The organism is Arthrobacter sp. NPDC093128 (assembly GCF_040683875.1).
In the GTDB taxonomy this organism is placed as follows: domain Bacteria; phylum Actinomycetota; class Actinomycetes; order Actinomycetales; family Micrococcaceae; genus Arthrobacter.
Genome location: NZ_JBFBEY010000005.1, coordinates 257,297 through 270,339 on the forward strand (window position 1 = coordinate 257,297; position 13,043 = coordinate 270,339).

The 13,043-nt window shown below is 64.6% G+C and carries 10 protein-coding genes; 4 read left to right on the top strand and 6 right to left on the bottom strand.

Annotated features, from left to right (window positions below; translation table 11 throughout):
* The first annotated feature begins 93 nt into the window (after nt 1-93).
* Nucleotides 94-2,376, top strand: coding sequence for an immune inhibitor A domain-containing protein (locus tag AB0N24_RS08410; protein ID WP_364122799.1), 2,283 nt, complete (start codon nt 94-96; stop codon nt 2,374-2,376).
* A gap of 100 nt (nt 2,377-2,476) precedes the next feature.
* On the opposite strand, the gene AB0N24_RS08415 is transcribed toward AB0N24_RS08410, so the two are convergent.
* Nucleotides 2,477-2,731, bottom strand: a complete 255-nt coding sequence (locus AB0N24_RS08415; protein WP_214956275.1) for a cell division protein CrgA — start codon at nt 2,729-2,731, stop codon at nt 2,477-2,479.
* A gap of 176 nt (nt 2,732-2,907) precedes the next feature.
* Between AB0N24_RS08415 and AB0N24_RS08420 the strand changes: the two genes are divergently transcribed.
* The 3 genes from AB0N24_RS08420 to AB0N24_RS08430 are packed head-to-tail and all read left to right on the top strand — an operon-like array spanning nt 2,908 to nt 4,515.
* Entirely contained in the window at nt 2,908-3,702 is a 795-nt protein-coding gene (locus tag AB0N24_RS08420) for a class E sortase (RefSeq protein WP_364122801.1), read from the top strand.
* Nucleotides 3,703-3,706: 4 nt separating this feature from the next.
* Nucleotides 3,707-3,877 (top strand): hypothetical protein, encoded by a 171-nt coding sequence (locus AB0N24_RS08425; RefSeq protein ID WP_364122803.1) that lies wholly within the window; start codon nt 3,707-3,709, stop codon nt 3,875-3,877.
* Nucleotides 3,874-4,515 carry an aminodeoxychorismate/anthranilate synthase component II gene (locus AB0N24_RS08430; protein WP_364122805.1) on the top strand — a complete coding sequence of 214 codons (642 nt, stop codon included), beginning with the start codon at nt 3,874-3,876 and terminating at the stop codon, nt 4,513-4,515. Before AB0N24_RS08425 ends, AB0N24_RS08430 begins: the two co-directional genes overlap by 4 nt.
* Before the next feature lie 79 nt (nt 4,516-4,594).
* On the opposite strand, the gene pknB is transcribed toward AB0N24_RS08430, so the two are convergent.
* From pknB to AB0N24_RS08455, 5 genes are read right to left on the bottom strand one after another with little or no spacing between them, the layout of a single operon-like run.
* Entirely contained in the window at nt 4,595-6,487 is a 1,893-nt protein-coding gene (gene pknB / locus AB0N24_RS08435) for a Stk1 family PASTA domain-containing Ser/Thr kinase (RefSeq protein ID WP_364122807.1), read from the bottom strand.
* Between the two features lie 57 nt (nt 6,488-6,544).
* Nucleotides 6,545-8,377 carry a protein kinase gene (locus tag AB0N24_RS08440; RefSeq protein WP_364122809.1) on the bottom strand — a complete coding sequence of 611 codons (1,833 nt, stop codon included), beginning with the start codon at nt 8,375-8,377 and terminating at the stop codon, nt 6,545-6,547.
* Nucleotides 8,374-9,834, bottom strand: coding sequence for a penicillin-binding protein 2 (locus AB0N24_RS08445; RefSeq protein ID WP_364122811.1), 1,461 nt, complete (start codon nt 9,832-9,834; stop codon nt 8,374-8,376). The genes AB0N24_RS08440 and AB0N24_RS08445 overlap by 4 nt, the downstream gene beginning before the upstream one ends.
* Entirely contained in the window at nt 9,831-11,294 is a 1,464-nt protein-coding gene (locus AB0N24_RS08450) for an FtsW/RodA/SpoVE family cell cycle protein (RefSeq protein ID WP_364122813.1), read from the bottom strand. The genes AB0N24_RS08445 and AB0N24_RS08450 overlap by 4 nt, the downstream gene beginning before the upstream one ends.
* Nucleotides 11,291-13,009, bottom strand: a complete 1,719-nt coding sequence (locus AB0N24_RS08455; RefSeq protein ID WP_364122869.1) for a PP2C family serine/threonine-protein phosphatase — start codon at nt 13,007-13,009, stop codon at nt 11,291-11,293. The genes AB0N24_RS08450 and AB0N24_RS08455 overlap by 4 nt, the downstream gene beginning before the upstream one ends.
* Between the last annotated feature and the right edge of the window lie 34 nt (nt 13,010-13,043).

A 13,043-nucleotide genomic window follows, 5' to 3' on the forward strand; every position in this document is an offset into this window, starting at 1 on the left:
AGCTGACATGCCTCCGCCGCAGCGAAGGTCATAGTCGAAGGCGCACTCTCACATTATGCTGTGGCTCTGATCACAAAATACTGGGAGGTACGTGTGAGGAAACCCAAAATTGCCGTGGCTGGCATTGCAGGGGTCGTTCTCGGGATGCTCAGCATCCAGGCCCCGGCCGTAGCCGCACCACAAGTCGACGACGGGACCGCCGGGCCGGCAGCGGCAATCCGGCAGGACAACCGTCCCGGACCGCGCACGAAGGAACTCGTTGACAAGCGCAAAGCGGCCATTGAAAAGGTGGCCCGTGGACAGGCAAAGGCCAGTGACGACGGCGTAGTCCAGTTGGCGGAGGACAAGTTCGCCGAAATCGAAACCAGCAAGCAGGACAGGATCTTCACCATCCTGGCCGAGTTTGGTGACCAGGGTTCTGGTCGCTTCGGAACTGTGGCGGGTCCGTTGCACAATTCGATCGCAGAGCCGGACCGCACCGTGGACAACACCACGCTGTGGACCGCGGATTTCGGCCCGGCCCACTACGAAGAACTCTTCAACGGCAGCGGCGAATCGATGAAGGGTTACTACGAAGCAGTTTCAAACGGCAAGTATTCCGTCACCAACACTGTGACGGACTGGGTCAAGGTGCCCAACAACGGATCCTTCTACGGCGACAACGCCACCGAAGACACCGGGGGCTCATGGGCCTTTATCCGTGACTCCGGCAATGCATGGTGGAATTCCCAGGTTGCGGCCGGCAAAACGCCGGCAGAAATCGACACGTACCTCGCGCAGTTCGATGTGTGGGACCGGTATGACTTCGACAACGACGGTAACTTCGACGAATCCGACGGCTACATCGACCACTTCCAGGCAGTGCACGCCGGCGAGGGTGAGGAAGGCGGCGGCGGCGCCCTGGGCGAGGACGCCATCTGGTCCCACCGCTGGTACGCCTTCGGCAACCAGTTCGGCTCGGCCGGCCCCGACGGGAACCTTTCCGGCGGCACCCGGATCGGGTCTTCCAAGTACTGGCTGGGCGACTACACCACGGAACCCGAAAATGGTGGCGTCGGTGTGTTTGCACACGAATTTGGCCATGACCTTGGACTGCCGGACTTCTATGACACCTCGGGCGCCGCGACCAACAGCACCGCGTTCTGGACACTGATGAGCTCGGGGTCCTGGCTGGGCCACGGTTCAGCGGCCGAAGAAGGGATCGGCACTACCCCGGGCCTGATGGGTCCGGAAGAGAAGCTCTTTCTCGGCTGGCTGGACCACAGCACCGTGCAGGCAGGCTCCACCGGCGACTTCGTCCTTAATCCGGCCCAGCTTCAGGCCGAGGGCAAGGACCAGGCCGTCCGGGTTAACCTTCCGGACAAGACAACCACCACGGACTACACCGCCCCCTCTTCCGGAACCAAGGCATGGTGGACGGGCAGCGAGGACAACCTCAACGAGTCGCTGACCCACGCTGTTCCGGCGCAGTCGCGGGTAACCGTAACGGCGAACGCCTGGTACGACATCGAGGCGGACTACGACTTCCTCTACGGTGAATACTCCACGGACGCCGGCAAGACCTGGCGGTCCGCCGGGCATGCGCTCAGCGGAGCAGCCGGATGGGGGCAGGTGCGGTACTCGTACGACGCCGCTGGCGCGGCCTCTCTCTTCCGCTTCAGGTACCAGACCGACGGCGGCGTCCACAAGGCGGGTGCCTTCATTGACGACGTGAAGATCTCGGCCGGGAAAACCGTCATCCTCAGCGACGACGCCGAGTCCGGCCAGGGACAGTGGCTTGCCGACGGGCAGTGGCAGCTGAGCACCGGTTCGGTCACCCGCACAACTGAGCAGTACTACCTCGTGGAAAACCGCGAGTATGTGGGCTTTGACACCACACTCGCGGAGGGACCGTACGCCTTCACCAAGGGCATCACCTCTCCGAACTGGGTCGATTTCTTCAAGTACCAGAACGGGATGCTGGTCTGGTACATCGACGATTCCTATGCTGACAACAATGTTTCCGCCCACCCGGGTGCAGGCTCGGCGCTGCCGGTCGATGCCCGGCCCGCACCGCTGAAGTGGTCCGACGGCACGATGCCCGGCAACAGCCGGCAGCCGTTCGACGCGACCTTCGGACTGGAAGCAACGGACCCGCTGTGCGTCGCGAAGGAAGTGCAGACGGGCACTAAACGCAATCCGGCCATCGGGTCGCTGGACGCCTGCGCGGTGAGCAGCGCGCCGATCGGAGTCTTCAAGGACATTGATCCGCTGGCCTACTACAGCGCGGAGAACCCCTCCGGAAGCGTAAAGGTTGCAGGGCACGGGGTAGAGATATCCGTAACGTCCGACGCCGGCTCAGACCTCGCCATCCATGTGGTCAACCCCGGTTTGTAGCAGGGGCACAAAAAAGTCGGACCGGCACAACGTGCCGGTCCGACTTTTTGCGTGAAGCGGGGTGTCGCACAAGGGGCTGACAGCCCCGCGGCGGATTCGGCTATGAACGCCACCGCGTGGTCATCAGGAACCCGGCGATGGCAATTCCGAACCCGGCCACGATATTCCAAGATTCCCATGCCTTGACGGGGAGGGCGCCTTCACTGATGTAGAACGTAATGATCCACAGCAACCCGATGATCATCAGGCCGAACATGACGGGCTTGAACCACACCGCGTTGGGCTTGTATGCCTGCGATGCAGAAGCCGGCTTTTCCGCGGCGGCGGTTTTCTTTCGTGGCTTTGACTCGGGCACGGGTCCTCCTGGTCGGGCTGAATCAAGGGCGGAGCCTCCGGCTTGGTATCCTGCAAGAAGGAAGATGCCGGCGGTGTTGGCGCCTTTGGTCAGGTCTGAATTCTTACTAGCAGCCAATTCTAGCTGTAGTTCAGAACACACCGGCGCCCGCCCGCGCTGCCAATTGAGGAGATCACGTGGTGTTGCTGGAGAAGGGGACGACCTCCGCCGTGCCGGCACGCAGCGGTGGAGGTCTCCGGAAGCTCGTCCAGATCGCTGGTGAGCTGCTCATCACGGTGGGAGTCGTCCTGCTCCTGTTCGTTGCATGGCAGCTGTGGTGGACCAACGTGGAGTCCGATGCCAAGCAGACCGAGACCATCAGGAATTTTGCCCAGGAACTGGGCGGTTCCGAGGGCCCTGTGGCTTCAGATCCGGCCGGCGGGACACCTTCAGCGCCTACCGACTACGGCCCGCCGAAGGTGGCTGAGGCGCCCGGACATGGCGGAACCATCGGCATCATGTACATTCCCCGGTTTGGTGCGGACTACACACGGCCCATCGTGCAGGGAACTTCCACGGATGTCCTGGATACACTCGGCCTGGGACACTACAGCGAAACGGCGATGCCCGGGGCGACAGGTAACTTCGCGGTGGCAGGCCACCGCCAGACGCACGGGGCCGTCCTGGACAACATCCACACCCTGGTCCCGGGCGACAGGATCTACGTCCAGACCAAGGACGGATTTTACGTCTACGTCTTCCGGAACAACCAGATTGTGCTTCCGTCAGCAACGGACGTGCTGCTGCCGGTACCCACCCAGCCCGCGGCCCGGCCAACGGAAGCGTACCTCACCATGACCAGCTGCAACCCGCGGTTCGGCTCGCAGGAACGCATCATTGCGTATTCCCTGCTGGACCACTGGCAGCCGGCTTCCGCGGGGCCGCCGGCGGAAATAGCGGCCCAGGTGGCCAAGGCGCTCGGGAAGGGCTGACGTTATGTACGGATGGATTTTCCGCCACCTGCCGGGACCGCTGTGGCTCAGGATCGTCACATCGCTGGTGCTCCTTGCCGGCGTGCTGGTATTGATGGTTCAGTTCCTCTTTCCCTGGATGTCACAGTTCACCCAGTTCACCGACTCAACGATTGGTTTAGTAACTCGACAATGAGCACCACCAAGATCCTGGTCGTAGACAACTACGACAGCTTTGTTTACACCCTGGTGGGATACCTCCAGGAGCTCGGCGCCGAGACAACGGTGGTGCGTAACGACGACGTCACCCTCGCCGAGGCGATCGAGATGGTGGACGCGCGTGACGGTGTCCTCATCTCGCCCGGGCCCGGCACCCCGGCAGAAGCCGGCGTCTGCATCGACCTGATCAAATGGTGCGGCAGCCATGACAAGCCGATGTTCGGCGTGTGCCTGGGACACCAGGCACTGGCAGAAGCATACGGTGCCACCGTGACGCACGCCGCCGAGCTGATGCACGGCAAAACGTCACTGGTGGAGCACGAAGGAACCAGCGTCTTCGCCGGCCTCCCCTCCCCTGTCACGGCCACCCGGTACCACTCCCTGGCCGCCGTCCGGGAGACCATTCCCGACGTCCTGGAAATAACCGCCCAGACGGCCAACGGAGTGATCATGGGCCTCAGGCACCGGACAGCACCGCTTTGCGGGGTGCAGTTCCACCCGGAATCGGTCCTCACCGAGGGCGGCTACCAGATGCTGGGCAACTGGCTGGAATCCCTGGGCATGGAGGGCGTAGCCGAACGCGCTGCCAAACTGAGCCCGCTTATCCAGCACTGACCTCTCCGTCACCGAATTTCCGGCATCGAAGTGGCGGGCGGGCGCTTAGGCGGTTACCCGAGCGCCTAGGGTGCGGCTCCTAGCCCCGGTCCCGGTCAGTCGCTGTGGGTGTGGGGGTCGGCGTCGGACTGGGGCTGGGCTTAGGCGCCTTGGCAACAATCACGCTAATGGTCTTGCCCTGTTCAACCAGCGCGTTGACCGGGTCGCTCTGCTCGGTCACCTTGCCCGCTTCAACTTCCGAGTTTTCGACTTCCCTCACGGCGATGCTAAGGCCGAGGTTCTTGAGTGCCGCCTCCGCCTCCGCCTGCGGCAGGCCGCGGAGCTCGGGCATGGCCACCTTGCCGGTGGACACAACAATTTCCACGGTGGTTCCAATGGCGACGGTGTCGCCCGGAGCGGGCTTGGTGGTGATCACGAGCCCCGCGGGCACCGTGGCGCTGTTCGCCATGGTGGTGCCGGGCGCGCCGGCCAGGCCGATCTGACGCAAAACATCCCGGGCAGCGGCTTCCGTCCGCCCCGGCAGGTCATTCGGGATCTTGACGGCGCTCGGACCGTCGGAGATGTTCAGGGTCACCTTGGAGTCGGGTTCCATGGACGTTCCTGCCGCCGGCACCGTACCGATGGCTGTGCCCTTGGCGACAGTGTCGTGCTGGATCCGGTTGATCTGCGGACTGAGCCTGGCGTTGTACAGCCGCTGCAACGCCTCGGATTCGGTGAGCGCAGATACCGAGGGCACCTGGATCTTGGCCACCGGAGGGGGCGCCTGGTTCATCATGTTGTAGAGCCAGAGGCCACCCCCGGCGAGGACCAGCAAGGTGAATATCACCAGGGTGGCAATCCAGGTCCGACGGCGGGACTTCTGCCGCGGCGTGCGGTCACGTTCCGGCGGAAGCCCGAGGGGAAGCTCGCCGGCCTCCGACGGTTCGTATACCTGGGCAGGAATGGGCCGGTCATCTCCGAGGGTGTCCTGGACAGGCCGGAGCCGTCCGCTCGGGGAATCGTCAAGGAAGCTGGCACCCGTGACCGAGTACGGGGCGGCCCGGGCCGTCCGTTCCGCGGCCGGGACCGTGTTGTGGGGTTCCGTCGCCGCCTCGGCAGCCGCCACGTCCGGCACGGGAATGCCATTGCGCGCCGCCCGGAGGGCACGCTGGAACGCCGCCGCATCCTGGAAGCGGTCCGCACGATTCTTTTGCAGAGCCTTGGCCAGAACGCTGTCCAAAGCCTCTGACACGTCATGGTTGAGGCTGCTGGCCGGTTCCGGGATCTCACGGACGTGCTGGTAGGCCACGGAAACGGGACTGTCGCCAATGAACGGTGGCCGCCCCGTCAGCATTTCGTACAAGAGGCAAGCCGCGGAATAGAGGTCACTGCGGGCATCAACCGTTTCACCGCGGGCCTGCTCAGGGGAAAGATACTGCGCGGTGCCCACCACCGCCTGGGTCTGCGTCATCGTGGCGGACGAATCGGCCATGGCCCGGGCAATGCCAAAGTCCATCACCTTGATGGTGTCCGAATCCTCGCAGAACATCACGTTTGCCGGCTTGATGTCGCGGTGGACGATTCCGGCCCGGTGGCTGTACTCAAGGGCCGAGAGCACGCCAAGGGTGAAGTCGATGGCATGGCCGATGCTGACCTCCTTGGCGCGGATGAGATCCCTGAGGGTCTTTCCGGACACGAACTCCATCACGATGTAGGGCACCCGGACGGTGTCCTCCGGACCTCCAGGAACCGCGTGGTCCCCGGTGTCGTAGATGGCAACGATCGAGGGATGGTTCAACGCGGCCACGGCCTGGGCCTCACGCTTGAACCGCGCCTGGAACTGCGGGTCCCGGGCCAGGTCCGGGCGCAGGAGCTTGATGGCCACTGTCCGGCCCAGCCGGGTATCAACGCCGCGGTGCACGTCGGCCATGCCGCCGCGGCCAATCAGCTCACCGAGTTCGTATCGTCCGTTGAGGACGCGCTGGGTATTCACTGGGAGGCTGTCCTCTCTGTGCGTCGGGATACGGGGTGAGTCCGGCAAGGGTGCGCCCTAGTTCGACGTCGAGGTAGTGGGCGTGGGCAGGAGTTCCCGGGCCAGGTGGTACGTCACGACAGAACCGGCGGGTACCTTCTTGCCGGCGCCCGGCTCCGAACTGACGAACGTGCCGGGCTGCTGGCCTGCGCTGCCTGCTACGTCTTCACCCTTCACCCAGCGCAGCCCGGCGTCTTCGATGGCGCGCTGCGTCTGTGATTCGGAACTGCCGACGCCAATTGCCGGCACTGACGACTCCTGGCTCGGGTCGGGGCCCTTCGAATAGGTGACCGTGATGGCCTGCCCGGGGTTTACCGGACCCGAGGGCTCGATATTGGTGACAGTGCCTGCGGGCGCATCGTTGAAGACCTGCTCGCCAATGACCTGGAGTCCCATGCCGACGAGCTGGCTTCGGACTGTGTTGTATGGCTGGCCCAGGTAGGCGTCCGGGATCAGGTTGATGGTCTCCGGAGTGCTTTGTGTCGGTGTGGGCGTCGGGCTCGCGCTGGTGGGCGTGGGGCTCGCCGATTTGGACGTCGGGGACGCGCTGCTGGGCTTGGCGCTGCTTGACGTCGACGAGGACTCTGCCGGAGCGGACGGAGAGAAGACGCCGGCCTGTGTGAGAATGACACCTATCAGTGCGAAGAGGACCAGAACGATCAGGGCGATGAGCGGCCACGTCCACGGGCTGCGGCCCTTGCGCTGGGGCTCGTCCACGGGTTCGTCGTAGTGGTCCTGCTCCTCCTCCTGCTCCCAGCTGCGTTCGGCAGCAAGGGCGTCGGCGCGCGACAGCGTGCCGCGCGGACCAGTTGCCCCGGCAGAACCGGCACCGGCGGCAAGCCCTGCGGCTGCGCCGGCGCCTGCGGCGCCGACAACGGGAAGTGCGGAAGTCGTCGTCGCCGATTTGTCCTTTTCCGCACTGGATTCGATGACGCCGGTCGCAGCGGTGGGGATGTCCACCGGTGCTGTGATTGGACCCGTGGCTGCCTCGAAGAGCAGCATCCCGGGTACAGCGGCATGCGCAGCGGCGATGTCGCCGTTGCGGATGGCTTCCGCTGCCTCGGAGAGCTTGATGGCGTTGGCGGGGCGGTTCTTGGGATCCTTGGCCAGCATGGACATCAGGAGGGCCCGTACCGGCGTCGGCAATGTTTCCGGCAGCGGCGGCGGGGCATCATTCACCTGGGCAAGCGCAATGGCGATCTGCGATTCACCGGAGAACGGACGGTGGCCCGTGAGGCACTCGTAGCCGATGACGCCCAGTGAGTAGATGTCTGAGGCGCCGGTGGCGGTCTGGCCGGTGGCCTGCTCCGGGGCGAGGTACTGGGCCGTGCCCATGACCTGCCCGGTCTGGGTGAGCGGGACCTGGTCCGCCAGCCGGGCGATGCCGAAGTCGGTCACCTTGACGCGGCCGTCCGGCATGATCAGCAGGTTGCCCGGCTTGATGTCGCGGTGAACCAATCCCTGTGAGTGGGCCACGGACAGGGCGCGGGCAGTCTGGGCGATCATGGACAGCGTACGGTCCGGGGACAGCACCTGTTCGCGTTCAATGATGCTGCTCAGCGGATGGCCCGGGACCAGCTCCATCACCAGATAGGCCGATCCCTCTTCTTCCCCGTAGTCAAAGACGTTGGCAATGCCGACGTGGTTCAGCAGCGCCGTGTGGCGCGCCTCGGCACGGAAGCGCTGGAGGAACCCGGGGTCGCCGGTGTACTCCTCTTTGAGCACCTTAATGGCGACTATCCTGCCAAGGATAAGGTCCTTGGCTTTCCAGACTTCTCCCATCCCGCCAATCGCAATACGCGTGGTCAGCTGGAATCTCCCGCCGAGGGTGATTCCTGATGTAGGCCTCACTTATTCAACACCGCCTCAAAAATCTTTTTCGCGTTCGGACTGGTTAGCTGTGCACCGGTAGTGATGTCCACGCCCTGCATGACGATGGTCACCGACACCTGCGGGTCATTGGCCGGGGCGAACCCGGTAAACCATGAATTGTTCAAGCCGTCTGTTCCCAGCTCGGCGGTGCCGGTCTTGCCGGCCACCTGGACGCCCGGCACGGCCGCGCCACGGCCAATGCCTTGACTGACGACACTGGTCATCCACTCGGTGATCTGCCGCGAAATCTCCGGGCTGGTGGACGTCCGGAGGACCTCCGGTTTCGGCTCGCTGATGATCCGCAGGTCCGGGGACCGCAAGGTCTTGATCAGGTTGGGCCGCATCTGGACGCCGCCGTTGGCGATGGCTGAAGTCATCAGCGCAATCTGCAGCGGTGTGGCACGGACATCGCGCTGGCCGATGGCGGACTGGGCGAGCCCGGCCGCGTCGAGTTCCTCCTCCGGGAAGGCCCTCTTGGCGTAGTCCAGCTTCAGCTGATCACCGAGGTCCTCGCCGAAGCCGAACTTTGCGGCCTGGTCGGCGATCGCTTGCTGCCCCAGGTCCCGGGCAATCTCCGCGAACGGAGTGTTGCAGGACTGCTGGAGGGCAAAGGCGAAGTCCGCCGTGTTCTGCGTGTAGCAGTTGCCGCCGGCGTAGTTGGGCAGCTTGTACTGGATGCCGGGGAAGCTCATCTCGGCAGGGTTGGGCAGGACACTGTCCTTGTTGTACTTGCCCGAGCTGAGCGCCGCTGCGGTGTCAACGAGCTTGAACACCGAGCCTGGCGCCAGCAGCGCGCCGGTGGGGCCGCTGACGTTTTGGTTCAGGTTGATCCCGGGGATCTTGTTCAGCTCGTTGTAATTGGCCGCCTCGGCGTCCGCGTCCTGGGTTGCGATCAGGTTGGGATCGTAGGACGGCTTGGACACCATGGCCAGGATGTCGCCCGTCTTGGGGTTTGTCACCACAATGGAGCCGCGCTGACCGTCCGGAATCAGGTCGTAGGCGAGCTTCTGGATCTCAGGATCCAGCGTGAGTTCAACCGAGGCCCCCTTGGGCTGGTTGCCGAGGAACAGCTGGCCCACCCGGTCCAGGAAGAGCTGGTCCGAGCTGCCGGCCAGTTGCTGGTTCAGGGCGCTTTCCAGCCCGGTGACTCCGTAGTTCTTGGAGAAATAGCCTGTGATGCCGGCGTACAGTTCTGGCTCCGTGTAGGTCCGCTGGAACTTACAGCTTTCCGACGCCGCAACGGACTGGGCGATGGGCTTTCCGCCGACAATGATGGCACCGCGGTCGTTGCAGTAGTTCTGCAGGATGGCGCGTTTGTTCCAGGCGTTGGCCTGCAGTTCGTCCGCGCCCACCACCTGGACATAGCTGAGGGCGCCGAAGATCAGCGCGAACATGGCTACCGCGGCAATCCATGAATTCCGAATTGCATGGTTCACAGTTGTTTCACCGCTTCAGTTGGCGCGTCGGGATGGGCGGAGGAAGGCTGCCGGCCGGGTTGTTTGGCCGGTCGCGGCGGGGAGGACGGAGCGGGCTTCTTTTCGCCGGGTTCCGCGCCGTGCGGCATGGGCGTAGTGTCCACCGGACCGCGTGCAGTATGCGAGATCATCAGCAGCAGGCCAACGATGATCCAGTTGGCCAGTAGCGAGGACCCGCCCGCTGCCAGGAATGGAGTGGTGAGTCCGGTCAGCGGAATCAGCCGCGTGACGCCGCCGATCACCACGAAGCACTGCAGGGCGATGGCGAAAGACAACCCGCAGGCCAGCAGCTTCCCGAAAGCATCCCGTGTTCCCAGTGCTGCACGGAAACCGCGCGTGAACAGGAGCAGGTACATCAGCACGATGGCGAAGAGGCCGATCAGGCCGAGTTCCTCGCCGAAGGAAGCGATGATCATGTCGCTGTTGGCAAACGGCACGAGGTTGGGCCGCCCCTGGCCGAGGCCCGTGCCCACCAGGCCGCCGTTGGCCATGCCAAACAGGCCCTCGACAATTTGCAGGCTGCCGCCGAACTGCCGTCCGTAAACTTCATCCGTGAAGGCGTTGAGCCACCCGTCGATGCGGAGGCCCACGTGCGAGAAGACTTTGGAGGCAACAAAGCCGCCGCCCAGAAGCAGCGCAACGCCGATGATGACCCAGCTGATCCGGCTCGTGGCCACGTAGATCATCACGATGAACAGGCCGAAGAACAGCACTGACGAGCCGAGGTCCCGCTGGAAAATCAGCACCCCGATACTCACCAGCCAGGCTGTGATCATGGGCCCCATGTCCTTAAAGCGCGGGAACTGGAGCGGCCCGATCTTCCGGCCCGCGAGCAGGATGAGATCGCGGTTGGAGGAGAGATACCCGGCGAAGAATATAGCCAGGGTGATCTTGGCAACTTCACCCGGCTGGAAGGTCATCGGCCCGATCTTGATCCAGACGCTGGCGCCAAGGACCTCGCCTGCGGAGATGCCGGGCACCAGCGGCAGAATCAGCAGCAGGGCGCTCACGGCAAGTGAGATGTAGGTGAACCGCCGCAGGATCCGGTGGTCCTTGAGGAACCAGATAACGGCGATAGCGACGCCCATGGCGACCAGCGTCCAGCGGAGCTGGTTGTTGCCGGTGTCCTCGCCCACCCGGTCGAGGCGGTGGATCATGGCCAGGCCCAGGCCGTTCAGGGCGACCACGAGGGGAAGAATAACCGGATCGGCATATTTTGCGCGGATGCGGAGCACCACGTGGAAAGCAAGGGCGGCAGCGGCCAGCATGCTGGACTGGAACCAGAAATCCGTGTCAAACGCTTTTTCCTGGTCAACCCCTACGAGGGCGTTGGCGCCGATGCCGACGGCCAGGGCAAGAACCAGCAGGGCAAGCTCGGTGTTCCTGCGCGGCTTGGGGGTGGCGGCCTCGAGCTGTGTCATTTGGCCTCCTCACAAGCGTTGGCAGTCTGGCTGGGCGTGGCGGTCGGTGTGGGCGTTCCGGGCGGTGCGGTACCGCTCGGCGAGGGCGCTGCTCCGGAGGCCGACGGGGCGGTGGTGGAGGTGGGCGACGAAGTGGGGCACTCGTCCGCCGGTGACGTGGTCCCGGTCAGGTCCAGGTTCTTGACGATCCGCTGGGCGTCATAGAGGTCGCGCGCCGGCACCGTCTGGCGGACCCGCTGCTGCGAAAATTCCGGGAGGTCCGACATCTTGATCTCCGTCACTGTCTCCAGGGTCGACAGTTGAATGGGTCCCAGGCGCTGCGAAACGCCGTTGTAAATGGCAACCCGCTGGTCGTATTCGCCGATGTAGTAGCGCGTCTGCGTCCAGGCATAGCCGAGCCACAGGCCGACGCTCAGGATCACGAGCAGCGCGGCGGCCGTGGCGATGGTGACCCAGCGGCGCGGCTTCGCGGCAGGCTTGTATTCGTCGGTTTCCTCACGGCCCTGATCCGACTTGTGCGTGAGCACGGTCGCGGCGCGGCGCGCAACGGTCCGGCCGGCGATCGTGGGGATGGAACCGGCTTCAGCGGCCGTGGCGGCCGCGCCAACGAGCTCATGCGGACGCGTTGAAAGTTCCTCGCGGAGAACGGCAGCCGAAAGGTGCTCGCCCAGATGCGGGTCCGTGGTGGTGGAGGGTTCTGCCGGTTTGGGTGCCGGCCCGGGGACGCTGGTGCCGGCGCTCCCGCCGTCAATGCTCCCGGTTCGGTCGTCCCCGCTGGCATCGTCTCCGGCAGGCTTCGGTTCGGAACCATCGGCAGTCCCGGGGGCAGTTTCCGGGGGCTGTGCCTCGCCAGCCCCGCCGCGGACGTCCTGCAGCTGTGCCTCTTCGTCAGGAATTTTGGTAGCGGGCGCCGGGGTGCTCGCGAGGGCGGCCGCGCCGGCAGCAATTGCGCTGCCTGCCTGCGGCTGGACGATTTCGACGGCGGCCGTGCGGACGTCGTCGGGAGTTTGCTCCACGATTTCCAGCATGACCACGGTGACGTTGTCCGGGGCGCCGGCCTCAAGGGTCAGGTCCACGAGCGTTTCGACGCATTCGCGCAGGTCCTTGGTCTCGCGGACCGTACGTTCCACCACGTGTCCCGCAACGTAGTTCAGGCCGTCGGAGCAGAGGAGCCACCGCTCGCCGGGTTCGACGTCAAGGGTGGCCAGATCGAGCTCCGGGCTTGCATCGACGTCGCCCAGGACCCGCATCAGAACGTTCTTGTGCGGATGTGTTTCCGCTTCCTCCGGGCGCAGCCGGCCCTCGTCGATGAGCCTTTGGACGAACGTGTGGTCGACACTGATCTGCTTGAATTCGCCGTTGCGCAGCCGGTAGGCCCGGGAGTCGCCGATATGGGCGAAGTGCAGTTTGCCTTCGGCCAGGAGCAGGGCCGTGACAGTGGTGCCCATCCCGGCAAGCTTGGGGTTGATGTGGACCAGTTCGGACAGGAGGGAATTGGCGGTCTGGATTTCGTCCGCCAGCACGGTTCCCGCGTCGCCGTCGTAATTCCCGTGGTCCAGGTGGAGCATGTCCAGGACAGTCGCCGCGGAGGCCACGTCACCTCCGGCGTGGCCGCCCATGCCGTCGGCCACAACGGCCAGGTGCCGGCCGACGTAGGCGGAGTCATCATTTTTGGCGCGGATGCGTCCCACATCCGAGCGGGCGGCGTAGCGCATGATGAGCGGCCGCAGCGGGGTTGGGCCCTTTTCG

Excerpts from the sequence above, each read along its gene's own strand:
- AB0N24_RS08425 (WP_364122803.1), top strand. The coding sequence starts at position 3,707 with ATGTACGGATGGATTTTCCGCCACCTGCCGGGACCGCTGTGGCTCAGG.
- AB0N24_RS08430 (WP_364122805.1), top strand. The coding sequence starts at position 3,874 with ATGAGCACCACCAAGATCCTGGTCGTAGACAACTACGACAGCTTTGTT.
- AB0N24_RS08450 (WP_364122813.1), bottom strand. The coding sequence starts at position 11,294 with ATGACACAGCTCGAGGCCGCCACCCCCAAGCCGCGCAGGAACACCGAG.
- AB0N24_RS08455 (WP_364122869.1), bottom strand. The coding sequence starts at position 13,009 with ATGCGCTACGCCGCCCGCTCGGATGTGGGACGCATCCGCGCCAAAAAT.